This is a genomic window from Sorangium sp. So ce145 (genome assembly GCF_051525985.1).
In the GTDB taxonomy this organism is placed as follows: domain Bacteria; phylum Myxococcota_A; class Polyangia; order Polyangiales; family Polyangiaceae; genus Sorangium; species Sorangium cellulosum_B.
Window position 1 is genome coordinate 21,395 of sequence record NZ_CP150315.1, and the last position, 24,762, is coordinate 46,156.

19 protein-coding genes, 1 tRNA gene and 1 pseudogene are annotated in these 24,762 nt (G+C 71.4%); 8 read left to right on the forward strand and 13 right to left on the reverse strand.

Translation table 11 applies throughout. The annotated features are described in order from the left end of the window. Positions 1-87: 87 nt before the first annotated feature. The gene (gene cobA / locus WMF34_RS00070; RefSeq protein ID WP_437992008.1) at positions 88-1,692 is read right to left on the reverse strand and encodes a uroporphyrinogen-III C-methyltransferase; all 1,605 of its coding nucleotides are present in this window, start codon (positions 1,690-1,692) and stop codon (positions 88-90) included. A gap of 203 nt (positions 1,693-1,895) precedes the next feature. Between cobA and WMF34_RS00075 the strand changes: the two genes are divergently transcribed. From WMF34_RS00075 to WMF34_RS00085, 3 genes are all read left to right on the forward strand, one after another. Then, a complete protein-coding gene (locus WMF34_RS00075) occupies positions 1,896-2,261 on the forward strand; it encodes a DUF4339 domain-containing protein (RefSeq protein ID WP_437992009.1) in 366 nt (121 codons plus the stop codon). 228 nt (positions 2,262-2,489) lie between these two features. Continuing rightward, on the forward strand, positions 2,490-3,473 hold the full coding sequence (gene hemB, locus WMF34_RS00080) for a porphobilinogen synthase (RefSeq protein ID WP_044963547.1): 984 nt from the start codon (positions 2,490-2,492) through the stop codon (positions 3,471-3,473). A gap of 3 nt (positions 3,474-3,476) precedes the next feature. Next, the gene (locus WMF34_RS00085; protein ID WP_437992010.1) at positions 3,477-4,052 is read left to right on the forward strand and encodes a hypothetical protein; all 576 of its coding nucleotides are present in this window, start codon (positions 3,477-3,479) and stop codon (positions 4,050-4,052) included. Between the two features lie 11 nt (positions 4,053-4,063). Here the strand turns inward: WMF34_RS00085 and WMF34_RS00090 are convergent, their stop codons facing one another. From WMF34_RS00090 to WMF34_RS00100, 3 genes are read right to left on the reverse strand one after another with little or no spacing between them, the layout of a single operon-like run. Beyond that, the gene (locus WMF34_RS00090) at positions 4,064-5,986 is read right to left on the reverse strand and encodes an ABC transporter ATP-binding protein (RefSeq protein WP_437992011.1); all 1,923 of its coding nucleotides are present in this window, start codon (positions 5,984-5,986) and stop codon (positions 4,064-4,066) included. Between the two features lie 29 nt (positions 5,987-6,015). Then, positions 6,016-7,812: an ABC transporter ATP-binding protein gene (locus tag WMF34_RS00095; protein ID WP_012232653.1), complete on the reverse strand. Its 1,797-nt coding sequence runs from the start codon at positions 7,810-7,812 to the stop codon at positions 6,016-6,018. 26 nt (positions 7,813-7,838) lie between these two features. Continuing rightward, a complete protein-coding gene (locus WMF34_RS00100) occupies positions 7,839-9,260 on the reverse strand; it encodes a transcription termination/antitermination protein NusG (protein ID WP_012232654.1) in 1,422 nt (473 codons plus the stop codon). Between the two features lie 377 nt (positions 9,261-9,637). On the opposite strand from WMF34_RS00100, the pseudogene WMF34_RS00105 reads away from it, so the two are divergent. Both WMF34_RS00105 and WMF34_RS00110 read left to right on the forward strand, forming a co-directional pair. After that, positions 9,638-9,778 (forward strand): annotated as a pseudogene (locus WMF34_RS00105) (zinc-ribbon domain containing protein); the annotation flags it as partial. 138 nt (positions 9,779-9,916) lie between these two features. After that, a complete protein-coding gene (locus WMF34_RS00110; protein ID WP_231865107.1) occupies positions 9,917-10,240 on the forward strand; it encodes a CxxC-x17-CxxC domain-containing protein in 324 nt (107 codons plus the stop codon). Positions 10,241-10,379: 139 nt separating this feature from the next. Here WMF34_RS00110 and WMF34_RS00115 read toward each other — a convergent pair whose 3' ends face one another. The 3 genes from WMF34_RS00115 to WMF34_RS00125 form a co-directional block, all read right to left on the reverse strand. Then, positions 10,380-12,269, reverse strand: a complete 1,890-nt coding sequence (locus WMF34_RS00115; protein WP_012232656.1) for a serine/threonine-protein kinase — start codon at positions 12,267-12,269, stop codon at positions 10,380-10,382. 183 nt (positions 12,270-12,452) lie between these two features. Beyond that, positions 12,453-13,307, reverse strand: coding sequence for an HAD family hydrolase (locus WMF34_RS00120; protein ID WP_437992012.1), 855 nt, complete (start codon positions 13,305-13,307; stop codon positions 12,453-12,455). Between the two features lie 10 nt (positions 13,308-13,317). Continuing rightward, complete coding sequence (locus WMF34_RS00125; protein ID WP_157906332.1) at positions 13,318-14,517, reverse strand: class I SAM-dependent rRNA methyltransferase; 1,200 nt, start codon at positions 14,515-14,517, stop codon at positions 13,318-13,320. Positions 14,518-14,753: 236 nt separating this feature from the next. Between WMF34_RS00125 and WMF34_RS00130 the strand changes: the two genes are divergently transcribed. Beyond that, positions 14,754-15,662: an outer membrane beta-barrel protein gene (locus tag WMF34_RS00130; protein WP_437992013.1), complete on the forward strand. Its 909-nt coding sequence runs from the start codon at positions 14,754-14,756 to the stop codon at positions 15,660-15,662. 112 nt (positions 15,663-15,774) lie between these two features. Continuing rightward, a complete protein-coding gene (lnt, locus tag WMF34_RS00135; protein ID WP_437992014.1) occupies positions 15,775-17,538 on the forward strand; it encodes an apolipoprotein N-acyltransferase in 1,764 nt (587 codons plus the stop codon). Here the strand turns inward: lnt and WMF34_RS00140 are convergent. From WMF34_RS00140 to WMF34_RS00160, 5 genes are all read right to left on the reverse strand, one after another. Beyond that, complete coding sequence (locus tag WMF34_RS00140; protein ID WP_012232661.1) at positions 17,525-17,833, reverse strand: HU family DNA-binding protein; 309 nt, start codon at positions 17,831-17,833, stop codon at positions 17,525-17,527. The two genes, lnt and WMF34_RS00140, sit on opposite strands and share 14 nt — an antisense overlap. A gap of 68 nt (positions 17,834-17,901) precedes the next feature. Further along, positions 17,902-18,543: an rRNA maturation RNase YbeY gene (ybeY, locus tag WMF34_RS00145; protein ID WP_437992015.1), complete on the reverse strand. Its 642-nt coding sequence runs from the start codon at positions 18,541-18,543 to the stop codon at positions 17,902-17,904. Continuing rightward, positions 18,515-19,165, reverse strand: a complete 651-nt coding sequence (gene fsa, locus WMF34_RS00150; protein WP_437992016.1) for a fructose-6-phosphate aldolase — start codon at positions 19,163-19,165, stop codon at positions 18,515-18,517. The genes ybeY and fsa overlap by 29 nt, the downstream gene beginning before the upstream one ends. Before the next feature lie 142 nt (positions 19,166-19,307). Continuing rightward, positions 19,308-22,343, reverse strand: a complete 3,036-nt coding sequence (secA, locus tag WMF34_RS00155) for a preprotein translocase subunit SecA (protein WP_012232664.1) — start codon at positions 22,341-22,343, stop codon at positions 19,308-19,310. Between the two features lie 309 nt (positions 22,344-22,652). After that, a tRNA-Leu gene (locus WMF34_RS00160) sits at positions 22,653-22,737 on the reverse strand. Between the two features lie 543 nt (positions 22,738-23,280). Here WMF34_RS00160 and WMF34_RS00165 point away from each other — a divergent pair. After that, positions 23,281-23,901, forward strand: coding sequence for a response regulator (locus WMF34_RS00165; RefSeq protein WP_437992017.1), 621 nt, complete (start codon positions 23,281-23,283; stop codon positions 23,899-23,901). Here WMF34_RS00165 and WMF34_RS00170 read toward each other — a convergent pair. Beyond that, entirely contained in the window at positions 23,855-24,616 is a 762-nt protein-coding gene (locus WMF34_RS00170; RefSeq protein ID WP_044967560.1) for a Crp/Fnr family transcriptional regulator, read from the reverse strand. The two genes, WMF34_RS00165 and WMF34_RS00170, sit on opposite strands and share 47 nt — an antisense overlap. Between the last annotated feature and the right edge of the window lie 146 nt (positions 24,617-24,762).

Below are 24,762 nucleotides of genomic sequence, written 5' to 3' on the forward strand. Positions count from 1 at the left end.
GCGGCGGAGACCTTCCCCCCCCAGGTCCGCTGCGACGCTCTCTTTATTTCCGCAGCTGCCCCGGCCGCCGCACATCGTGCGACCAGCTCATTCGCTCCCGGCGCCCTCAGGGGCAGCTTGCAATGCAGTGAAATGTCGATCCAGCGCGTCCAGGAGACCTGCTGTGGTGCTCACCTCGGCGGTCACGCCGATCCGGAGCCCCCGCTTCTCGGCGGTCGCGGTCGTGATCGGCCCGATGCTCGCGAGGAGCACGCGCTCGAGGCGCGCTGCGGCGCCCTCGCCGAGGAGATCGCAGAGGCTGTCGACGGTGCTGCTCGAGGTGAGCAGCACGACGTCGATCGCGCCCGCCGAGAGCGCCCGGAGCAGCTCTTCGCGGCGGCCGGCCGACGCAGGGCGGGTCTCGTAGACAGGCACGACATCGACCTCGCAACCGGCGGCGCGGAGGCGCTCGGGGAGCACCTCGCGGGCGACCAGCGCGCGCGCGAGGAGCACGCGGACTCGAGGGGACGCGGCCCGGCGTACGGCCAGCGCGGGGTCGGCGAGGATGGCCTCCGCGAGCTCCTCGCCGCGGAATTCCCGCGGGACGATGTCGGCGCGGACGCCGCGCGCGGCGAGCGCGGCGGCGGTCCCGACGCCGATCGCGGCGAGGCGCGCAGGGCCGAAGGCGCGCGCGTCCAGGCCGAGCCGATCCATCTCCTTGAAGAAGCAGGCCACCCCGTTCTCGCTCGTGAAGACGACGGCGTGGTAACCGGAGAGGCCGCGGACAGCCTCGGTGACGCGCGCGGGGTCGGGGGGCGGGTGGATCTCGATGGTCGGGAGCTCCACCGCCTCGCCGCCGCGGAGGCGCACGAGCCTCGACGTCGAGCGCGCCTGGTGGCGCGGCCGGGTCACGAGCACGCGCTTGCCGAAGAGCGGCTTCCGATCGAACCAGCGGAGCGTGTCGCGCAGGCCGGTGACGGCGCCGACGACGATGACCGCGGGGCTCTCGATCCCTGCCTCCTTCACGCGGCGATGCAGGTCGTCGAGGCGGCTGGAGACGACGCGCTGGTCGGCCCGCGTCCCCCACTGGATCGCCGCCGCCGGCGTGGCGGGATCGCGGCGCCCCGGCCCCATCAGCCCCGCGATTACCGCGTCGAGGGCCTGCATGCCCATCAGGACGCAGATGGTCCCGCGGACGGAGGCGAGCTCGCTCCAGTCGAAGGATCTGCCGGCCCGGGTGACGCCGCTGACGATCATCACGCTGGAGGCGATGTGCCGGTGCGTCAGCGAGATGCCGGCGTAGGCCGTCGCGCCGAGCGGAGAGCAGACGCCTGGCACCACCTCGAACGGCACCCCGGCCCGCGCGAGCGCCTCCGCCTCCTCCGAGCCACGCCCGAAGAGGAACGGATCGCCGCCCTTCAAGCGAACGACGCTGCGGCCCGCGAGGCCGAGCGCGACGAGCTCCGCGTCGATCTCCGCCTGCTTCGCGTCCTTCACCACCCGATCGCCGCCGCGCTTGCCGACCGAGCGCACGTCGGCGCCCTCCCGCACGCGGTCGAGCAGCGCGGGGTGGACGAGCTCGTCGTGCAGGACGACGTCGGCCGTGGCGAGGAGCTCTGCGCCGCGCAACGTGAGGAGCCCCGGATCCCCCGGGCCGGCGCCGACCAGGTACACGACGCCTGGCCTGGCCGCGCCAGGCGCTCCGTCGTTCATTGCCCCCGCGGCCGCCGCGCCGGGGCCCTCCTCGGAAGGATCGTTACGCCTCGGAAACACAGTCAAACTCCCGTCATTCTCTCGTTCATGCATGGCAGACGTTGATTGTCATAGCGATTCTGCGGTGATGTTGACCCGGTGCGTTATGGGATTAGAATCGCATCCGGTCGATTCAACGTCCGGCGGTTTCTGGAGTCCATTCGATGAGATCGGTGAAACTGGTCGAAGAGCTGCTGAGCTCGGAGCGCGGCTTTCCGGACCGATGGTACGTCACCAACGGGGAGCGCTCGGTCGGGCCGGTCAAGCTCGAACAGCTCGCGCGCGGCATCGAGAGCGGAGTGGTCCCCCTCGATAGCTTCGTCCGCAATGAGGCATGGACCGTGTGGTGCCCGCTGTCCGACATTGCGACGGTCACGGTCGCCGCCACGGCGACGCCGGCGGAGGGCTCGGCAGCGGATGACGACGACGACACGCTTCCCCTGTCGTCCCAGCAGACGCCCCAGCCGAGGACGCCGCGCCCCGGCCCGGCGGCGCGCTCGGCCGCGCGCTCTGGAGCGGCTCACCGCTGAGCGATGGCTGCGCGCGCGGACCGCGCCCGGCGCGAGCTGCGCGCGCGGCGGGGCGAGCGCGGCCGGAAAACGGGAAGTGGAGGGCCGTTCTCATGCTGGCGGTTTCGGGCGAACGCTGCGAACACTGCGAACACTAACCGATTCGCAGCGCCCAGGCGATCCACGGATCGCGCGCTCCTCTGGACCGGAGCGGCTCACGCGGGCGCAGGGCTGCTATGCTCCGCCGCCGTGTTCCCCACGAAGAGACCGCGCCGGCTCCGTCGTTCGCCCGCCCTCCGCGCCCTGGTGCGCGAGACAACCCTCCATCCGGGAGATTTCATCCTCCCCCTCTTCTTCAACGAGGCGCTCGACGCGCCTCGGCCGGTCGGGACGATGCCGGGCGTCTCGCAGCTGCCCGTGAGCGCCGCGGCAGCGCAGGCGCGGCTCTGCAAGGAGCTCGGCATCGGCGGGACGATCCTGTTCGGGCTCCCGCGCACCAAGGATGCGTCGGGCACGAGCGCTTACGACCCGGACGGGCCCGTGCCGCGCGCCGTGAAGGCGATGAAGGAGGCCGTGCCGGAGCTGCTCGTGATCACCGACGTGTGCGTGGACGAGTACACCGATCACGGCCACTGCGGCCTGCTCCGGCAGGACGCGTCCGGGGCGGTGGACGTCGACAACGACGCGACGCTGGAGGTGCTCGCGCGGGCGGCGGTGGTCCACGCCAGGGCGGGGGCCGACGTGGTCGCGCCGAGCGACATGATGGACGGCCGGGTCGCCGCGATCCGGCGCGCCCTCGACGCCGAGTCGCTGACGGGGACGGCGATCCTCTCCTACGCCGTGAAGTACGCGTCCGGCTTTTACGGGCCGTTCCGCGAGGCGGCCGACTGCGCGCCCAAGTTCGGCGACCGGGCGGGCTACCAGATGGACCCCGGGAACGCCCGCGAAGGCCTGCGCGAGGCGGCGCTCGACGAGGAAGAGGGGGCCGACATGCTCATGGTCAAGCCCGCGCTCGCGTACCTCGACGTCATCGCGCGCGTGCGCGAGGTGACGACGCTGCCGCTCGGCGCGTACAACGTCAGCGGCGAGTACGCGATGATCAAGGCGGCCGCGGAGCGCGGAATGATCGACGAGAAGCGCGCCGTTCTCGAGCTGCTGACGTCGATCCGGCGCGCCGGGGCGGACTTCATCCTCACCTACCACGCGCTCGACGCCGCGCGCTGGCTCGGCTGAGCGATGCGGAGCCAGGGCGCAGGCGGGAGCGCCGCGCAGCGCTTGAGGTGGGCCGCCGCCTGGGCGGCGTGCGCGTCGGCGGCGTTCGCGGCGGGGTGCTCGCCGAACAGGTGCGACCGGTCCGAGGAAGCGAACCCGCCGATCGAGTTCGTCGAGGCCACACCGGAGGGGGGCATCTACGAGACCTCGGCGCCGGACGGGGAGCTCCTCTACTTCCCGGGCGGCATGCGGTACGCGCTCAAGCATCACCTCGGCGCGCGCCCGCGGTGGTGGCAGCTGTACCTGTCGTTCGAGCGCGACGGGACGAAGAGCGGCGGGACGCTGGCGCAGGCGGCTGGCAACCAGGCCGAGGTGCCCTGCGTGGACGACCAGCACCTGATCGTCGTCAACGGCAGCTGCTCCGAGTACTGGCTGCGGGTGGTCGCCGGGGGCGCGATCGGCGCCGATGACGGCGCGACCGGCGCCGCGGGAGGCGGGGCCGGCGCCGACGGCGATGGGATGGGAGCCGCCGGGGGCACCGTCGTCGGCAGGTGCTTCGGCGACGGCGCCGATCCCGGCGGAGGGAGCGCGGAGCCCTAGGGCCCGCGCTCCTAGGCGTGCGCCGCCGCCTGCCGGGCGAACTGCAGCCGGTAGAGCTTGCTGTAGACGCCGTCCGCGGCGAGCAGGTCCTCGTGCGTGCCCTGCTCGACGACGCAGCCCTTGTGGAAGACGACGATGCGATCGACGGCGCGGATCGTCGAGAGGCGGTGCGCGATGATCAACGCGGTGCGCCCCTCCATGGCTCCCTCGAGGGCGCGCTGGAGGCGCGCCTCGGTGTCGCTGTCGACGTTGGCCGTGGCCTCGTCCAGGATGAGGAGCGGCGGGTCGCGGTAGAGGGCCCGGGCGAAGGCGATCAGCTGGCGCTCGCCAGCGCTGAAGTTGCTGCCGCGCTCGAGCACGGGGGCGTCGAGCCCGCCCTCGCGCCGCTCGAAGAGGTCGAGGGCGCCGATGCGGTTCAGCGCGTTCACCACCTTGGCCCGATCGGGGATCGCGTCGCCGGCCGCGATGTTGGTGAGCACCGTGCCCGGGAACAGGAACACGTCCTGAGGGACGACGGCGAACTGGCGGCGCAGCTCGTCGCGAGGGTACGCGCCGACGTCGCGGCCGAAGACCCGCACGACGCCCTCATCGACGTCGTAGAGGCGGAGCAGCAGCGACGCCACGGTGCTCTTGCCGGCGCCGGTCGCGCCGACCAGCGCGACCTTCTCGCCGCGCCTCGCCGCGATCGACACGTGCCGCAGCACGGGCACGCCCGGCTTGTAGCCGAAGCCGACGTTGTCGAGCTCGAACGCGACGCCCTCGTCCGTCGCCTTCGCCACGTCGCCGCCGCTCGTCGCCGCCGCCGTCGCGTCCTCGTCCTTGTTGTCGAGCAGCTCGAAGACGCGCTCCGCGCCGGCCATCGCGGACTGCAGCAGCGTGTACCGAGCCGAGAGATCGCGGATCGGGACGAAGAACATGTCGATGTAGGCGACGAAGGCGAACAAGGTCCCGAACGAGATCTCGTCCTTCAGGCTGTTCACGCCGGCGTACCAGAGCACCGCGGCGATGCAGACGCTCGAGACCATCTCGATGGCGGCGTCGAGCGTCGCGTCGAGCACGATCGAGCGGTTGTTCGCGTTGCGGTACGCCGCGTTGATCTCGTCGAACTCCTCGGCCGAGCGCTCCTCCCTGGCGTAGGCCTGCACGACGGCCATCCCGGACACCTGCTCGTTGAGGTAGGCGTTCATCCGGGCCGTCTTCGCCCGCACCTCGCGGAACGCGTCGCGCATCCGCCGCCGCGTCCAGTTGACGCCGAGGGCGACCGGGGGGACCGCCGCGAAGGCGAGCAACGACATGCGCCAGTCGAGCGACACCATCACCGCGACGATGACGGCGAGCCGGAGGAGATCGCCGAACGCGTTGAGCGCGCCGGACGCGAACATCTCGCCGATCGCGTCCACGTCGTTCGTCACGCGCGTGACGAGCCGGCCGACGGGCGTGCGATCGAAGAACCCGAGGCGGCGGGTGTGCAAGAAGCCGAAGACGCGCACGCGCAGGTCGGCCATCGCGCGCGCGCCGGCGAGCTGCATCAGGTAGAGCTGCGGGAAGGCGAGCGACTGCTCCAGGACCATGACGCCCGTGAGCAGCAGGCCGCAGCGCGTGAGGTGATCGAGCCCGCCGGGCGTGTCGAAGGCGTCGAGCGCGTCGCGCATGATGAGCGGGCGCAGCAGCGCCAGCAGCGCCGTGACGACGAGCAGCGCGAGCGACAGCGCGAGGTGCGTGCCCTGCGGGCGCACGAACGGCCACAGCCTCAGCAGCATGCGCGCGTCGTACGCCTCGCCGAGCCGTGACTCCTCGTGGAACCGGCTCAGCACGTCCTCCGTGCGGCTCGCCTTCGTCGCCCCGCGGCCCTTGGCCGTCGCCGCCTGCGCCGGCCGCCGCGGGCCCGCGCCCGCCTCGCCCGCGGCCGAGGCGCCGCCCGATTTCGACCGCATCGTCGCGCTGTCTCCGTGAGCCGGCTGTGTCACGAGAGCCCCACCGGTTGCGAGGACGGCGACGCCTCGAAGGTCGCGAGATCCTCTTCGAGCTGCTGCTCCTCGGCGAACGACGCGTAGATCCCGCCCGCGCGGACGAGCTCGTCGTGCGTGCCGCGCTCGACGACCCGACCCTGCTCCAGCACGACGATCGCGTCACACCGCCGCGCGGCCGCGACCCTGTGGGTGATCAGGATGACGGTCCGTCGCGCGGCCTGCCGCTCGATCGCCGCGAGGATGGCCTGCTCGGTCTTCGCGTCGACCGCGGAGAGCGGATCGTCGAGGACGAGGACGTTCGGCTCGCGCACGAGCGCGCGCGCGAGCGCGACGCGCTGGCGCTGCCCGCCGGACAGCTGCACGCCACGCTCCCCGACCACGGTATCGAAGCCGTCGGGGAGCGAGAGCACCTCGTTCAGCACCTCGGCCTCCGCGGCGGCCGCGCGGATCGTCTCGAACGCGGCCGGCGAATCCGGATCGTCGAGGGAGTAGCCGATGTTGCGGGCCACGGTCGTCGAGAAGAGGAACGCGTCCTGCTGCGCGTAGCCGATGCTCGCGCGCACGGTGTCGAGCGGCAGGTCGCAGATGTCGACGCCGTCGAGGAGCACAGAGCCGCGGGGCGTGGGCATGAGCCTGGCGAGCAGCGTGGCGATGGTGCTCTTGCCCGAGCCGGTGCGCCCGACGATGGCGAGCGAGCTGCCCGCTTCGACCTCGAAGCTCACGCCGTCGACCACCTTCCTCGCGCCGTGGGAGAACGTCAGGTCCTTGACGGAGATGGCGCCGCGGACGACCTCGGGGGAGGGCATCGGGCCGCTCACGACCTCGGGGATGGCCTCGAAGATCGCCCTGAGCCGGTCGTAGCCGGCGCGACCGCGCTGGACGATGGCGGCGACGAAGCCGAGGGCGAGCATCGGCCAGGTGAGCCGCAAGAGCGCCAGCCAGAACGAGACGAAGTCTCCCCGGGTCATCTGCTGCTCCAGCACGAGCCGCCCGCCGTACCAGAAGACGATGAGCACGCCGACGGAGCTGATGGCCCCCATGAGCGGCGCCATGGATCCGCGCAGCTTGGCGAGCGCGAGGCTCTTCTCGAGGTAGCCCTGGTTCGTGCTCGTGAACGCGGCCATCTCGGACGCCTCGAGCGCGAACGAGCGGACGACCCTGACCCCGGCGAGGCTCGCGAGGACGCGGTCGCTCATGGCGCCGATCGCCTCCTGGTTGTCGCGGGTGCGGACGAAGAGCTTGGTCGAGAACGACCGGGTGACCAGCATCAGCGCGGGCATCGTCAGGAGCGCCGCGAGCGTGAGCTTCTTCGAGATGTGGAGCATCACGTACAGGGCGCTCGTGAACGCGAAGAGCGAGCCCACGACGTTCAGCAGGCCGAAGCCGAGGAGGAGGCGGACCTGCGTCAGATCGTTCGTCGCCCGGCTCATGATGTCGCCGGTCGGCATCTTGCGGAAGAACGCCGGCCCGAGCTTGTGCAGGCGCGCGAGCAGGATCGCCCGGAGCTCGTACTCGACGTTGCGGCCCGCCGTGAAGATGGTGACCCGCGAGAACACGCGCATGATCGCGGCGCCCACGCTGACCGCGAGCATGAGGAGCGCCGCGTGCGCGGCCTCGCTCGACTGCGCCTTCACGGCGGCGTCGACGGCGTCCTTGACCAGGAAATCTCGCCTGGCCATGAGGAACTGCTGCGCGGCGAGCAGCGCCGCGCCCGTCAGGTAGAGCGGAAGCTTGTGGCGGAACTGTGCGCCGAGGCCGACAGGATAGGTTGAGGGATCGCGCTTGACCATTGCGTGGGGGGGCCGCGCGGCGACGCTCAGCGCGCCTTGCGCGGCGTCGGCGCGAGCGGCTTGCGGTGCGACGTCGAGAGCGCGGGCCGATCTCTTCCGTCGACCACGAGCTCGAGATCGTCGAGCTCGAGCCTCGTCGAGAGCAGGCCGAGCAGGACGCGCGCGCCTCCGCGCCCATCGAGCTCGCTCACCACGCCGATCTTGTCGCCGAAGGGGCCTCGTCGCACGCGGACGCGGCTGCCCTTCTCCAGCACGCCGCCCTTGGCGGGATCGGGCGCGACCTTCGCGGCAGCTTCCGGCTCGCCGGACGGAGCACGCTGCGCTCGCGGCGCGTGATCGGCCGAGGGTTTCTGCGGAGCCTCGGCCTTCGCTTGCTGCTCCGCTTCGCCGTGCGGCGCTCGCCGGGCCGGGGCGCTGCCCTCTCCGACCCGCTTCAGCGAGGGCCGCGGCTCTCCGCCGCGGCCGGCTCCGGCGCCGGCGTTGTTCGGCGACTTGAACAGCGTCGCCAGGGTCGGCCGGCGGGCGGGCAGGGCGGCCTCGACGCGCTCATCGCCGCGCGCTCGAGCCTGCTCCATCGAGCGCTCTCGCGCTCGGGCCTGCTCGGAGCGCCACCGCTCGTTCTCGGCCTCGATCTCGGCGTGGGCGCGCGCCCGCTCCTGCTCGATGCCCTCGAGCTTGCGGTCGAGCGCGATGCGGTCGTTCTCGCGCGACCACGCGACGAGCCGGTAGATCGGGGCGAGCGCGACGAGCGCGTCCTCGAGCTGCTCATCGAGGATGTCGGCGTGCTCGATCGCCGTCTCGCGCGGGACCGCCCAGCCGATCCAGAGCGGCACCTGGCCGTCGGCGGCGCGGCGGAGCATCTCGGCGATCGCGTCCGAGGTGGCCGCGCTGCAGGCCACGCGATCGCCGCCGGCGGCGCCGAACGAGAACTGCTCCGGGAGCGCGTGGAGCGCGCTCGTCAGCTCGGCGGAGAGCGGCGAGGCTGGCGCGCCCGTCGCCTCTTCGGTCGCCGAGAGGCGCGCCCGGAGGTTGTCGACGTCCACCTTCGCGTCCGGGTGGACCGCGAAGCACACCTGCACCTCGCTCTCCGAGATGCGCAGCGCGAGGAACGCGTGGCGCGTGAAGGGGCTCGGGTCGTCGATCGCGTCCGAGATCGAGCGGCCGCGGTCGAGGAGGCGATCGAGCTCGTCGCGCGCCGCCTGGTCGCGCCAGAAGAAGACCCACTGGCAGTCGGCCCGGTGCTTGTTGCGGATCGACGGGTGCTCGTCCGAGCCATGGACATCGACGGAGATGCCGAGCTCGGCCAGCCGGGCGACGACGCCGCGCGCCCAGGCGAGCGCGCGCTGCTTCACCTCGAGGCGGGGGCGTGAGTAGGCCTTCGAGGTCGCTTTTTCGGCCGCGTACGCGTCGAAGTCACGAGCGGTGAGGTGCAGGGAGGGATGGCTCATTGCTTCGACTGGTTGCGATGCGCGGCGTGGGCGGATGCTGCTCGTGGTCCGTCACGGGAAGAGCTGTCCTCCTCGTGAAAGTCGCGCGGATGGTATCGTGAGGAGCTTCGAAATCAAAGCTCCGCGCCGCGCGATCGATCCTGGCGTTGCGTGGAGGCGGCACGCTTGACCGCCCTGACAAGCATGTCACCGTAGGCACTCCCGTGCCCCATCAAGAGGGCGATCCCACCGATATCACGTAGAACCCCGCGTAAATCGCGCTTCTCCAGCGCAGCGGGGCAGCTCCCGGGCGCTCCAGTCACCCGAGTCATCCGAGTTACCCGAGTCACCCGAGCCCGTGAGCCTGCGAGGCCCGTCGGCCTGACGAAAGAGGAATCATGGAACAGCATCGAGACGAGCACATTGTCTGCGCGAGCTGCGGCACGTCGTTCCTATTCTCGGCTGCGGAAGCCGCCGTCTACGCCGAACGGAAGCTCGCGGCCCCGCCCAAGCGGTGCCGGACTTGCCGCCGCGCGCGCAAGGACAATCGAGGGGAGAGCGGATCGCCGGCTCGCGCAGCGGAGCGCCAGCGCCCTGGCCCGGCCCGGGGTGCCGGGGGGCATCGCGGCCTGGCGCGCGCCGACGGCCAGCCTCGGAAGCCTCGCTACACGGGTGATGTGAACGAGTACCGCAGCCCGATGCAGGACGCGTACTCGGGGCTGACGCCCGCATGGGCGGTGCCGAGCCACTACGCGAACCGCCCGCGCGGCGGCGCGCCCTTCCGAGATGACGGCAACTACCGCGCCCCCTCGTTCGCCGGTGAGCGCCGCGCTGCCGCGCCGAGCCGCGGCCCGGCGCAGCAGCCTCGCGCGCCGCGCACTCGTCCGACGTTCTCGATCACCTGCAAGTCGTGCGGCTCCGAGGGCGAGGTCCCGTTCAAGCCGGTCGAGGGCCGCGACGTGTTCTGTCAGGCGTGCTATCGCGCGCGCAAGCCTTCCTGAGAGACGCCTCCAGCGACGCGCGGCCATCGCGCCAAGGCACATCCCCGAGCGCCGGCCGCTCCTCGTGCGGCCAGCGCGGCGCGGCCGCGGAGCGGCGCCGAAGTCCGGCCAGCTCTGGTCGGACTTCGGGCGGGCGGAGCTAGAGGCTGATCTCGCAGGCGAGCTCGGAGGTGAAGCCGAGCTCGCCGAGCGTGATCGTGACCTTCACGCCGCCGCCGGACGCGCGGCGCGCTGTCTCCTCGACCATCCCCACGACCCACAGCCGGAGCGGCAGCGAAGCAGGGTCGAAGTCGCCGATGTGGAGCGTGACCCGCCCGGTCGGGCCCGTCGCCACGCGCCACGAGCCGAACGTGAAGAGCCGCGACCAGATCGAGGTCCCGCGGCGCATGAGCGACGCGATGTCGGTCAGCGGGCGGGCGAACAGCGTGCGCACGAGGCTGTGCAGCTCGCCGCCCACGCCGAGCCTGCCGATGTCGCGCCAGCGCTCGAGATCGCGCAGGACCAGCGATGTCGCGAGCTCCATGTAGGCGTCGAGCGCCTCGAGCTCGTACCCGACGAGCGCGTTGATCGAGTCGTGCTTGAAGTCGTCGGCGTAGCGGAGCGGCATCTGCGAGACGACCTCGTCGCGCGCGCTCCTCCCGTACTCATCCACGATGGTGCGATCGACGCTCCGCAGGACGGGGCCGCGCACCTGGTACTGCCCGGCGAAGCGCGCCGGCAGCGGCCGGACCGGGGTGACGTTGGGCCGCCGCGTGTCGCGTGTCCGGTTCATCAAGGAGCCGAAGTCCGCGCTGCGGACGGTCGGCTCGGCCCGGTGCCCGAGGTCGGCGCTGCGCACCGTGGGCAGCGACTCGCCGCGCTGCGAGAGCATCGTGGGCTCCGAGCCGCGGCTCCGCAGCGCGTTCGAGAGCGTCACGCCGGGCGCGGGCTTCGCTGGCTCCGAGGACGACGGCCGCATCCCGGGCGGCGCCTCGGTGACGCGCCCGCTCGGCACGATCGACGGCGAGATGCGCATCGGCGGCGGGGGGCTCACGTCGAACCCCGGGCGCGATCGATCGCGCGAGGACGACAGGCGGTCGCGCTCGTTCTCCGGAGCGTTGCCCAGGCTCAGGGCCATCCGCCGCTGCACGTTGATCAGCCTGCCGAGCGCCGTCGTCCGCCGGGGCGGATCAGGCGCGACGCGCTCGAGCTCGCGGACGACGTCGCCGGCCGTCTGGAACCGCTTCGCGGGATCCTTTTGCAAGAGCCGCTGCACGATCGCCTCGAGCCGCGGGTCGACGGTCACGCCCGCCGAGGCGAGCGTGGGCACCTCGGCGTGCACGACGCGGAACGCGGTCGCCACGGCGGTCGGCGCGCGGAACGGCCGCGTGCCCGTGAGCACCTCGTAGAGCAGCACGCCCACCGAGAAGAGATCGCTCCGACCGTCGAGCGGCGACTCCCCCGTGGCCTGCTCGGGCGACAGATAGTCGGGCGTCCCGAACACGACGCCCGTGCGCGTCCGCGGCGAGGGGCCATCGGAGTCGAGCACCTTGGCGATGCCGAAGTCGAGCAGGCGGACGACGGCCGAGCCGCGGCTCGGATCGAAGGCGATGAAGATGTTCTCGGGCTTGAGATCGCGGTGGATGATCCCCGCGCGGTGCGCGGCGTCGAGCGCCTCGAGCACCGGGATCGCGACGCCGACGGCGGCCTCCATGTCGAGGCGACCGAAGCGCGCGAGCGCCATGCCGAGCGACTCGCCGTCGAGGTGCTCCATCACGATGTACGGACCGAGCTCGCCGACGCCGGCGTCGATCACGTCGACGATGTTCGGGTGGCGGATCCGGTTGACCGCCTGCGCTTCCTGGAAGAAGCGGTGGGAGAGCTCCGAGTTGTCCGCCAGCTCTGGGTGGAGGAATTTGATCGCAACGGCGCGACCTGCGAGCACGTGCTCCGCCCGGAACACGTCGCCCATGCCGCCCCCGCCGATGCGCTCCGCGAGGCGGTACTTGTTGTCGACGAGGAGGCCGGGGGTCGGGGGTCGAAACGCCATCTGCTGCCGCTGGCGGGCGAGGGACCAACGTCATGGTCCCCGAGAACACGCGCCCCTGTAAAGGGTTGGGAGGCACGGCCCTCCCGAAAGACCGATCCTATTCCTTCAGTGCGCGCCGCGGCTAGGTTACCTGCATCAGGTGTGGGGCGGATCGCAGCGCGAAGTGACTTGCGCGCGGCAAGATCACGGCTCGGGTGCATTCTTCCGCAGTTCGGCGATCTGCTGGGCGATCTCCGCGAACCCGCGGCCCATGGGGAGGGACGCCACGAACTGCGGCGGTACGGACAGCTTACCGAGGTGGGCGCGTACGTTGGCCACCCCGAAGGTCAGCACGAACGCGGCGAAGGCGACGCCGTCGTTGCCGCTGTCGCCGACGAACGCGTAGCGGTGCCGCGCCCGGGTGGGATCCTCACCGAACCGAGCGGAGAGCAGGCGCACAATCCCCGTGGCCTTGTCGGACGGGTCGTGCGTGAGGTGGAGGTGGACGCTCGACACCAGCGTCCTCACCCCCCGCTCGCGCAGCTCGGCGCGCATCTTCTGCACGTCTTCCGGCGGGACATGCCGGTGCTCCCCGATGTCGATGGTAACGTCGGTCACTCTCAGGTCGTTGTCGTCCGCGAGCGCCGCCGCTGGAAAACGACGCACCATGTCATTGGCGAGCCCGATGAGCTCGGCTCGACGGGCTCGCCGCGCCTCGCGGTCCAGGTCGTCGAGCGTGACGACGCGGCTCGCGCCGGCGCGCGGGGCGCGCCCTCCTCGATGGCCGGCGGCGTCGCTTTCCTCCTCGCGGACCAGCGCGAGGGCTCCGTTTTCGACGATCGTCGCGTCGATCGGCCACTGCCGCTGGATCACCTCGCCCCAGCCGGCGGGCCTGCCGGTGCAGGCGATCAGCGCGAGCCCCGTCTCGCGTAGACGGAAGAGCGCTGCGTACGCCGCCTCGGTGAGGGCGCCGTGATCCAGCACGGTGTCGTCGAGATCGAAGATCACCCCGGCGAGGGCGCGCGCGGCGTCGGGAGGCAGAAGGGAGAGCGGCTTCATCGGGCGGTCGTCAGAGCGCGTCGATGCGCGCGATGAGGCTCTTCAGGTAGAGCCCCTCGGGGAAGGCGGCGGGGACGGGGTGATCCCCTCCCTGGAAGTGCCGGTCGAACACCGCGGCCTGCATGCGCGCGTCGCGCGCGCCGAGCGCGAGCACCCGGGTCAGATCGTCGAGGCTCACGGCGCTGGAGCAGGAGCAGAGCACGAGGACGCCGCCCGGGCGCGTGGCGCGGCACGCCCCGGCCGCGAGGCGCCGGTACGCCGTGAGCGCGGTGTCCTTGGAGGCGCGCGTGCCTGCGAGCTTCGGAGGGTCGCAGATGACGAGATCGTAGCCCGCCTGCCTCGACGCGTTCTGCAGCGCCTTGCGGGCGTCGTCGCGCGTGAACTTGATCCGGTCGAGGAGCCCGTTCTCCCGCGCGCACTCCGCCCCGACCTCGATCGCCGTCGCGCTCTCGTCGATCGCGAGGACCTCGCTCGCCCCGCCGCGGGCCGCCGCCATGGCGAACGTGCCGACGAAGCAGAAGGCATCGAGCACGCGCCGGTTGTGGGCGAGCTGCTCGACGCGGGTCCGCAGCGTCCGCTGGTCCAGGTAGAACCCGGTCTTGTGGCCGAGCGCGAGCGGGATCGTGTACCGCAGCCCCCGCTCGACGAACCGGAGCTGATCGAGCGCGGGATCGCCGCGCACCACGCCCGCGTCGGCGGTGAACCCCTCGAGCTTCGCGAGGGATTCCGGGGTCCTGTCCACGATCGCGCGGGGCGAGAGCGCCGCCTGGAGGGCGTCGAAGATCACCCCTTCGCGGCGCTTGATCCCGATCGTCCCGAGCTGCACGACCACCACGTCGCCGAACAGATCGACGATGAGCCCGGGCAGGCCGTCCCCCTCCGCGTGGATCAGCCGGAAGGCGTCGGTCTCATGGCCAGGCGCCCGCGCGGGCAGGCCGAGCTCGCGGCGGTGCGCGATGGCGCGCTCGATCCGGTGCCGGAACAGGGCCGCGTCGATCGGCCTGTCCTCGCGCGTGTACATGCGCACCGGGATGGCCGAGCGCGGGGTGTAGAGCCCGCGCCCGAGCACGCTGCCGTAGGGGTCGGTGACGACGACCTCGTCCCCGGCCACCGCGCCGCCCTCGATGCGCGCGATCGCCTGAGCGAACACCCAGGGATGCCCCGACCACACCGGCCGAACATGACCCTGCTTCAACGTAACCGTAGGCATGGTGGAATCCGATTGGTCTCGATGTTGGCAGGGCTCCCGACGGGGGCGACCGCGCCGTGACCTTTGCCGTGGGAGCTAGTACCCTGCGGAACGGCGCGCGTGTGAACCTTCCGCCACAGCGTGCCGTGGCGGCCGATGCACGCCGGCGTGCTGCGTGGCCATGGTGACGACGATCCCGCAAGATGGTCGATGGCATCCCGGTTGCTAACTTCCCTGCACCGAAGAGGAGTCGCCCGATGCGCCGTTGCTTGACCCATGCCCTTGTTGCGGTGGCGATGACCGCGCCGATGAGCGCGTTCGCGCAGGAGGACAGCAACTGTCCCCCCGGCGCGTGGTTCTGCGAGGAAGTGGAGCCGCCTCGCGATCCCGTCGCGGAACCGCCGCCCGCCGCTCCTGCCGAGGCCGCGCCTGCCGAGGCGCCGCCGCCCCCGCCCAGGGGGGCCGCCCGTCCAGCCCCGCCGGTCGTCGTCTACGAGACCTCGCCGTCGGGCCCGCCTCCTCAGGTGATCGTCGTGGCGCCTGGGGCGGCCCCTCCGCCGCGCGTGATCGTGCGCCGCGTGGCGCCCCCGGCGCCGCCCCCGCCGGTGAAGCGGCGCTGGCGGCGCCACTGGGGGATCAACCTCCGCATGGAGGGCGTCATGTTGGGGCGCGAGCACGGCGGAGCGGAGGACGCTGGCATGGGAGGCGTCGGGATCAGCCTGCGCTACCGGCCTGTCCCGGCGTTCGCGATCGATGCGGGCGCCGACTTCCTCGCGGGCACGGACTACAACGGCGACCAGCGGACCGAGGTGCCGCTCTCGCTGAGCGGGATGCTGTTCGTCAACCCGCGCAGCCGCACCCAGTTTTACTTCATGGGCGGCCTGAACATCGCGCACGCCGAGGTCGATCGCTCCTCGAGCGAGGCCGCGGCCGGCGGCGCCGAGTTCGCTCCGGACGCGGAGTACGACTATTTCGGCGCGCACGGCGGCATCGGCCTCGAGTTCCGGCTTTCGCCCCGCATCGCCCTGAACGTCGATGCGCTCGGCTTCGTGCGCAGCCGCACGGACGGTGGGCTCGTTCCCGAGTTCACGGATCCCGACACCGGCCGGACGACCAACACGTCGGGCGGGGGGCTCTTCCGCGGCGGGCTCAGCATTTACTGGTGAGCGGCTCGTCATAGCCTCCCGTCCACCCTGACCGCGCGGTGTTCGCGTCGGTTCTGCTCTCGACCAGGCGGTCGCGGTCCGGACCGTCTCCACGCGGTATAACGCACGCATCGTGCCCCAGGCCTCGATCATGCGCGCGCTCCGTGGCCGCGCCCCGCTGTTGCTCGCCCTCGCTGGCGGCGCGACGTTCGCCCTCACGGCGCCGCCGACGGATCTGGTCCCCGCCGTCATCGTTGGCCTCGCCCTGCTGGCGGCCGCCGTCCACGACGCCCCGACGGTCTGGCGCGCCTTCGGGCGCGGCGCTGTCTGGGGAACGGCGGCGGGCGTCGTCGGCCTGCGCTTCGTGCCGGAGGTCATCCAGCGGTTCACACCGCTCGGCTCGGCGGCCTCGTACCTCGCGCTGGGGCTGCTCGCGGCCGCCCAGTCGCTGGTCTGGGCGATCTGCGGCGGCATCACGAGCGCGCTCCTCCGGCGCCTCCGCGTTCCCCTCGAGCTCGCCTTTGCGACCGGCGTGTTCGCCGCCGTGGCCATCCCGACCGTTTTCGGCTGGACTCCTGCGGGTCTCATGAGCCCCTGGCCGGCGCTCGTGCAGCTCGCCGACCTCATCGGCGAGCGGGGCGTCTCCGTGCTGTTCGCCGTCGGGGCGGCCTTGCTCACCCGCGCTGGCCTGGCCGCCTCGGGGAGGGCGCCGGGCGGGCGGCCGCTCGAGCGCGCGCCCGCGCAGGAACCGCGGCCCACCCGCCTTCGGTCGTCCCGCGCGATCCTCTACCCGGCGCTCTCGAGCGTCGCGCTGTTCGGGCTGCTCGCGGCTCACGGCGCGCTGCGGATGGCCGCGGTGGAGCGCGCCAGCGCCGGCCTGCCGACCGCGCGCGTCGCGCTCGTCAACCAGGCGGTCGGACCTCACGAGCGCTGGCAGGCGAAGAACCACCCGCGGATCCTGCGAACCCTGCACGAGCTCACCCGGAAGGCCGAGGCCGGCGGCGCAGAGCTCACCCTCTGGCCCGAGGCGGCGTACCCGTACCCTCTCTCGCACAGCGCCCGGCAGGCGCCGCGCGGCGGTCGCGCGATCCTGGGGCCCGGCGTCCGTGGCCCGATCCTCGCGGGGCTCATCACCCAGGCGCCGCCCGTGAAGGCCGCCGACGGCGTCGAGGAGCGGAACAGCTACAACTCCGCGACCCTCGTGCTCCCCGATGGGAGCATGCAGCCGACGCAGGACAAGCTGCAGCTGCTGTGGTTCGGCGAGACGGTCCCGGGCGGCGCTTACCTGCCCTGGCTGCGGCGCATCTTCCAGAAGAGCGGTGGGCTCGTCCCGGGCGCGGAGCCCCGCGCCCTCACGTTGCCCCGAGAGCACGGGCCGGCGCTCCGGATCGGGGTGCTCAACTGTTACGAGGACACGCTCACCGGGGTGGGGCGGCGGATCACCGGGGCGCTCGCCCCGAACCTCCTCGTCAACATCACGAACGACGCCTGGTTCACCGGGAGCGCCGAGCCCGAGCTGCATGCGAGGCTCGCGGTCATGCGCGCCATCGAGCTGCGCCGCGATCTCGTGCGGGCGGTGAACCTCGGCGTCGTGTCATGGATCGACGCCCGGGGCGTGGTGCGCAGCCGCGATGAGAGCGCTGCGCCCGGGGTGACCTTCGCGACCCCCTCGGTCAGGGACACGCCGCTGACGCTCTACACGCGTCTGGGCGACGCCCCGATGGCGTTGCTGCTCGCCTTCGCGAGCGTCGCTTGCGCGCTCCGGGCGCGACGCTCCACAGCGAAGGCCCCGCGGCAAGCCCGGGGCACCGGCTCGGGGGCGAGGCCCCCGGAGCTCGCGCCGCCCGATGCGGCGACGCAAGCTGCGGCCACGGACGCGCCGCTCAGCCGTCCTTGAGCGCCTTGACGGGCGCCGCGCGGAGCTTGCGGCTCGCGGGCTTGCCCTTGATGGTCATCGGCTGCTTCGTGAACGGATTGATGCCTTCCCGGTCCTGCGTGGCCGGGATCTCCTTCGCCTTGATCTTCACGAGGCCCGGAACCGTGACCTCACCCGGCCCCTCCGGACCGAGCTCCTTCTTCACCAGCTCGCCGAGCGCATCGAGCACGCTGGCCACGGACTTCTTGTCGAGGTGGGTGGCCTCAGCAAGACCGACGATCATCTGGGCCTTGGTCAGCTTGTTCGAACCGGGCATGTCTCCTCCAAGTCGAAAGGGGGCGTCCGTTTAACAAGCGAGGTTTCGCCTCGCAAGCGAGAACTTCATCACGCCCCCGTCTTCTTTTGCCTCGCGGTGCTGCGACGCGGCCCGATTACAGTGTTGCTGTTGCTTCGTGACGCCGCCGCGGCCTCGAGCTCCCGGGTCAAATCCGTCATTTCCCGTTCTTCTGCGTCGGTCTTGTGGTCGTAGCCGAGCAGGTGGAGCAGGCCGTGCCCGAGCAGCATCGTGATCTCGTCGAGCAGCGGGCGATCGCGCTCCGCGGCCTGCCGCGCGGCCGTGTCGATCGAGACGATCACGTCGCCGAGGAGACCGCGCCATACCGACGGATCCACGGGGCCTCGCCGGCCGCGCCTGCGCGAGTCGGCCCCGTTCTGGTCCAGCATCGGGAAGGCGAGGACGTCGGTCGGCTTGTCCTTGCGCCGGTAGCTGCGGTTGAGCTCGTGGATGGCCTCGTCGTTCACCAGGGCGACGGAGAGCTCCACGCCCTGCAACGCGAGGTGGGAGAGCATCTTGCCCGCCCGCCGGCGCACGACCGCCGTCGACACCCCCTTGAAGGGCCCTCCCTGCGTCGTGACGGACACGAGCGCGGGGGCCGCCGGGCGGCTCCCGCGGCGCTTCGTCCCCGAGCTCTCCTTGCGCTTCTCGGCCACGGGATCGCTATACCAGCTCGGGGATCTTCTTCGCATCAGCCAAGAACTGCGCGAGCCCGACGTCGGTGAGCGGGTGCCTGGTCAGCTGCTTGATGACCTTGAGCGGCATCGTCGCGGCGTGCGAGCCGATCATGGCGGCCTGCACGAAGTGGACGGGGTGCCGTATGCTCGCGGTGAGCACCTGCGTCGAGAACCCGTAGTTCCTGAAGATGGTCACGACCTGCAGGACGAGATCCATCCCGTCCCCCGCGGCGTCGTCGACGCGCCCGACGAACGGCGACACGTACGTGGCCCCAGCCTTGGCCGCGAGCAGCGCCTGGGCGGCCGAGAAGCAGAGGGTCACGTTCGTCTTGATGCCCTCGGAAGCGAAGATCCGGGCGGCCTTGAGCCCCTCGTCGATGAGCGGCACCTTGACCACCACGTTCCGGTGAATCTTCGCGAGCTCGCGACCCTCGCGGAGGATCGCGTCCTTCTCCACCGCCACCACCTCGGCCGAGACGGGGCCGTCGACCACCTCGCAGATCTCGGCGATCGCCCGCTTCGTCGGCTTGCCGGCCTTGGCGAGGAGCGACGGGTTGGTCGTGACGCCGTCGATGACCCCCATCGACTGCGCTTCCTTGATTTCCGCGATATCCCCTGAATCGATGAACACCTTCATGATGCTGCCTCCGGGACCGATGGATCGGCCCTTCGGCGGTGTTCATGCTGGGGTCAGATGCCGAGGAGCAAGGGCCTGACAGGGGCCCTCGCTGCCTCGTTCTGGCTGCCAGGCGGAGCGGGCAGGGGCAGGGGGCGCCGGCTCAGGCCGTCGCCTCGTCCTCGCCGCCATGGCACTTGTTGAACGGCTTGCCGCTGCCGCAGGGGCACTCCTGCTCCTGCATGACCGCAGGCTGCGGGCGCGCCGGGGCGGGGTTCGCGCCGAGCGGGAGGGACTCGTCGTGCTGCGCGACCGCGTCGAGCAGCGCCGCGGCGTGCCGCTCGCGATCCGCAGCCTCGATCTGCGCCTCTTCCTGCTCGGCGCGCCTGACGTTCACGCTGAAGAGCTTCGTGACCACGTTCGAGGAGACGCGGGCCACCATGTTGACGAACATGTTGTAGCCCTCCTTCTTGTACTCCTGCTTCGGGTCCTTTTGCCCGTAGCCGCGCAGACCGATGCCGTCGCGGAGGTGGTCCATGTCGGTCAGGTGGTCGACCCAGGCCTTGTCGAGCTCCTCCAGGTAGAGGTGGCGGAAGATGCGCAGCGACAGCTCGACGCCGATCTCCTCCTCGCGCTTCTCGTACGCCTTCTCGGCGCGCTCGTAGAGCTCCCGCGCCAGCGTCTCCTGGTCGCCGATGTGCGCGATGTCGTCCGGCAGCTCGACGCTGAAGTGCTCGCGGAAGCCCTGGAAGATGCCGCCCCAGTCCCAGTCCTCCGGCGGCTTGCGGGCCGGGCACGACTCCTCGACCATCGCGCCGATGATCCGGTCCATCAGATCGAGCAGCCGCTCGCGCTGCTCGGTGAGCGCCAGGGGCATGAGCTCGGAGCACTCGTCGTAGATCTCGAGGACCTTGTCGGCGCGCGTCTCGAGCTCGATCTTCACGCCCCAGCGCGTGTAGATCTCGCGCTGCATGTTCTCGAGCTCGACGAAGCGCTCCGTCTTCTCGAAGTCCTTTCGCACGATCTCGCGCCGGTTGCCGTCCGCGTCGAGCGGCATCACCGGATCGTTCGCGAACATGCCGAGCAGGTAGCCGACGTCCGGGCGGACGAGCTCCACGATGGACGCGAGCGGCTTGATCGTCCGCTTCTCGCCCGTCGGCTTCCCCTCCTCGTCGAGGATCTCGGGAGAGTAACGGCCGACGAGCAGCGACTGGCGCATGTCGTAGATCGTCTTGCGCTGCGCGCTCATCACGTCGTCGTACTCGAGCAGGTTCTTGCGGATGTCGAAGTTGCGCTCCTCGACCTTCTTCTGGGCGTTCTCGACGCTCTTCGTCACCCACGGGTGCTCGATGGGCTCGTCGTCGGGCATGCCCATCCGCTCCATCAGGTTCTTCACCCGATCCCCGGCGAAGATGCGCATGAGGTCGTCCTCGAGGGACAGGTAGAACTTCGACGTCCCGGGGTCGCCCTGGCGGCCGGCGCGGCCGCGCAGCTGGTTGTCGATGCGGCGCGACTCGTGCCGCTCGGTGCCCAGGATGTACAGCCCGCCGATCTCGCGGATCTCGTCGCCCTCCGCGGTGCACTCCTTCTTGATCTCCTCGACCAGAGCCTCGAACGCCTCGGGCTCCGCCTCGGGCTGGCGGTTCTGCTCCTTGAACTTGAGCTTGGCGAGCATCTCCGCGTTGCCGCCCAGGATGATGTCCGTCCCGCGACCCGCCATGTTGGTCGAGACCGTGATGGCCCCTTTGCGGCCCGCCTGCGCGACCACGTAGGCCTCGTTCTCGTGGTGCTTCGCGTTCAGCACGTTGTGCTTCACGCCCCGCTTCGCGAGGATCCGGCTGATCGCGGTGCTCTTCTCGACGCTCGTCGTGCCCACAAGGATCGGCTGGCCGAGCTCGTGCTTCTCGAGGATCTCGTTGATGACCGCCGTGAACTTCTCCTTCTCGGTCTTGTAGACGAGATCCTCGTAGTCTTTGCGGACCACCGGTTTGTTCGTGGGGATGATGACGCAGTCGAGCTTGTACGTGCTGTGGAACTCCGCCGCTTCCGTGTCCGCGGTGCCGGTCATCCCGGAGAGCTTCTTGTACAGCCGGAAGAGGTTCTGGAAGGTGATCGTCGCCATCGTCCGGCTCTCCTCCTGGATCCGGACGTTCTCCTTCGCCTCGACGGCCTGATGCAGGCCGTCCGACCACCGGCGCCCCGCGAGGACGCGGCCGGTGAACTCATCGATGATGAGCACCTTGCCGTCGCGCACCATGTAGTTGACGTCGCGCTTGTAGAGCGTGTGCGCGCGCAAGCACTGGTTCAGGATGTGCAGCGTCTCGAGGTTCACCGGATCATAGAGGTTCGTGCCCTTGAGGACCTGGAGCGAGGCGAGCAGCCGCTCTGCCGTCTCCACGCCCTCGTCGGTCAGCGTCACCGAGTGCGCCTTCTCGTCGAGGGCGTAATGCTCCTCGTTCCGGAGCTGCGGGATCACCTCGTTGATCGTGCGGTACTTGTCGCTCGACCGCTCCCCCTGCCCGCTGATGATGAGCGGAGTCCGCGCCTCGTCGATGAGGATGGAGTCGACCTCGTCGACGATCGCGTAGTGCAGCGGGCGCTGCGCGTACTCGAGCGCCGAGAACTTCATGTTGTCGCGCAGGTAGTCGAAGCCGAACTCGTTGTTCTGGCCGTACGTGATGTCGCAGCGGTACGCGTGGCGCTTCTCGGCGTCGCCCTGCTGGTTGACGACCACGCCCGTCGACAGGCCGAGGAAGCCGTACAGCTTGCCCATCCACTCGGCGTCGCGCCGCGCCAGGTAATCGTTCACCGTGACGACGTGGACGCCCTTGCCCTCGAGGGCGTTCAGATAGCAGGGGAGCGTCGCGACCAGGGTCTTGCCCTCGCCGGTGCGCATCTCGGCGATGCAGCCGTTGTGGAGCACCATGCCGCCGATGAGCTGCACGTCGTAATGGCGCATCTTGAGCGCGCGCTTCGACGCCTCGCGACAGACCGCGAACGCCGGGACCAGGATGTCGTCCAGCGTCGCCCCGTTGGCGAGCTTCTCCTTGAACTCCGCCGTCTTTGCTCGGAGCTGGGCGTCCGAGAGCTTCTGCAGCTCCGGCTCCATCCTGCCGATCGCCTCGACCCGGGGTCGCATGCGGCGGATGGCACGCTCGTGCGAGGTGCCGAAAATCTTCTTCATCGCCCAAGTGAACATCTTTACGTGCCTTGGCTCCGCGGCGGTCAGGTGGGAGGAGAGGGTCCGGCCGAGGAACGCGAACGTAGTCGCGCCGCGGGCGTCGCGCAATTCCAGGACCGCGCGCGGTCGACGACGCCGCCGGCGCGATCCGCCCGAGGCTCCGCGGCCCGGGCCCCCGTCGCGCGTCCGTCGTCGGAGCCGCGCGCGGGCGAACGCGCCCCCGCGCCGCGCGCCCAGCGGACCACGACCGTCCCGGGCCACCAGGGGAGGCGCCCCGGAGCGGCGCGTCACGCCGCGAGGTGGTCGGGTCCTCCAGGCGTCAAGCCGTGGTGCACGAGGGGGGACTCGAACCCCCAAGCCTCCCGGCGCCGGAACCTAAAACCGGTGCGTATACCAATTCCGCCACTCGTGCGCGCGGACGCTTGTGGCACCCTATGCCAGCCTCATCAAGCGGGAAAATCAGTTTGCTGCGTTGCGCTAAACGCGTCAGGGCGGGGCAGCGCGAGCGGCCCGGACATGTGGCCCGCGCTACGTCGGGCCTGGAGCAACCGGCGGATCGGCGGACCGCGCCGCCTTGGCGGGGCCGCAAACCTGGGCTGGCCCGTGCGCACGAACCGCCCACCGACGGCCAGCGACGCGGTGGGCAGGCCGACAGGGTGGGGGGGCGCTCTTCGTCGGGGCGGAGAGGCGCCGCGGAGGGAGCGCGAAATGGGCACAGCGGCGGTCCCGCGGTCGGCGGGGCAGCCTCACCGGCAGCGACGCGCGAACGAGCGCGCTGCCGCCGAGAACAGGGGAAACGAGGCCCAGGCGGCGGCGGCGCCTCGCCTTCGGCACGTGCGTTGCGAAGGGGGGACCGTCCGCGGACGCGGATGCTGCCGCTGAACGACGGAGGGGCGCGCTCGTCGCCGTCCTCGTCGATGCGGCGCAATTCGACTGCAAGCCGCAGGGATACCCGATGACGTACCAACCGAACGTTCTCCTCCTCGATCAGGACCATGTCCTCCGGAGGGCCACGGCGCTCCTCCTCTGCAACCGCGGCGCGCTCGTCAGCCCGGTCGCGACCCTGGAGGAAGCGATCTCCCTCTCCCGCGAGCGCGTCTACGACGTCGCGCTGATCGATCTCGCCCCCGGAACGAAAGGCGCCCGGGAGATCCTGGGCCGCCTGCGGCGCGAGGGGACGATGCCCCGGCGGGTCATCTTCTGTGCCGACGAGCCGGTCTCGTGCGACGGCACGGACGACGCCAGCGAGGTCCTGCTCAAGCCGTACGCCTTCGGTCGGCTGCTCAGCACGATCTTCGTCGACGTCAGCCCCCGGCCCTCCACGCAGTCCGGGATCTTTCCTCGCCTCCGTCTGGTCCAGGGCGAACGCGACGACCTGGAGGGGAGCCGCCCGAGCGCGCCTGGCGCTGCGGCGGGCGTGGAAGGCGTGGAAGGCCACCCGGCCGAGCGGCGCACCTTCATCGAGCCGAACGGCGCCGCGGTGTACCGGCTCCAGCGCAGGCCGCGCAGCGGCCCCTCCGGGCGGACGCTCAGGCCGTCGCGGCGAGCGCCTCGAGGTGCTCGCCATCCCGGATGACGATCCGCCGCCGGTCGAACGCGATCAGGCCGGCGCGCTTCAGCTTGCCGAGCAGCAGGGTGACCGTCTCGCGGGTCGACCCGATCAGCAGCGCGATGTCCGCGTGCGTGAACGGGGCCGACACCAGCTGGCCGGCGGTGTGGGGCTGCCCCCATCGCCGCGCAGCGGCGCGGAGGAACTCGATCAGGCGCGCTTCGACCGTGCAGAGGAGCAGGGAGCCGAGGCGCGCCTCGGTCTCGAGCTGGCGCGCCACGAGCGCCGCCGCGAGCGCGCCGCGGAGCGCTGCGTCGGAGGCCAGCTGCCGCTCGAGACCGGCGAGCGGCACCACGAGCGCGTGCCCCTCGTCGAGCACCGTCGCGCTCTCGGAGGAGACCGCCGCGCCCGCGAGCGCGCCCTCGCCGACGAGCTCGCCAGGCCCGCGGTGCCCGAGCGGAACCACCCGACCATCGGCGACGCGCTCGACCTTCACGCGACCCGCCCCGATCAGGAACAGGTGCCTCGGCGGCGCGCCCTGCTGGCAAACGCACTGCCTGCGCGCGAGCCGCTCGACCCTGCCGAGCTCGAACAGCAGACGCCGGCTCGGTGAGGCCAGCGAGGCGAGGGGCGAGCGAGACAGGATCCGCTCCTTCTCGGCATCCTGCGAAGCCCCGCCGCGCACGCCCTCCACCCCCATCCCGTGCCCGTGCGTAGGTCCGCGCACCTTCGGCTTTCCCATCGCGCCTTCGCCCAACCTTTCGGGATTTCAAGCCTCCCGATCGGCGGCCGATAGTGCAACGATCGGCAGATGGGGGCCAATCCGAACTGGCTGCTGGCAGAGCGCCGCGCGGGGCGAAAAATCTACCGCGGCGAAGGCTGAAACCA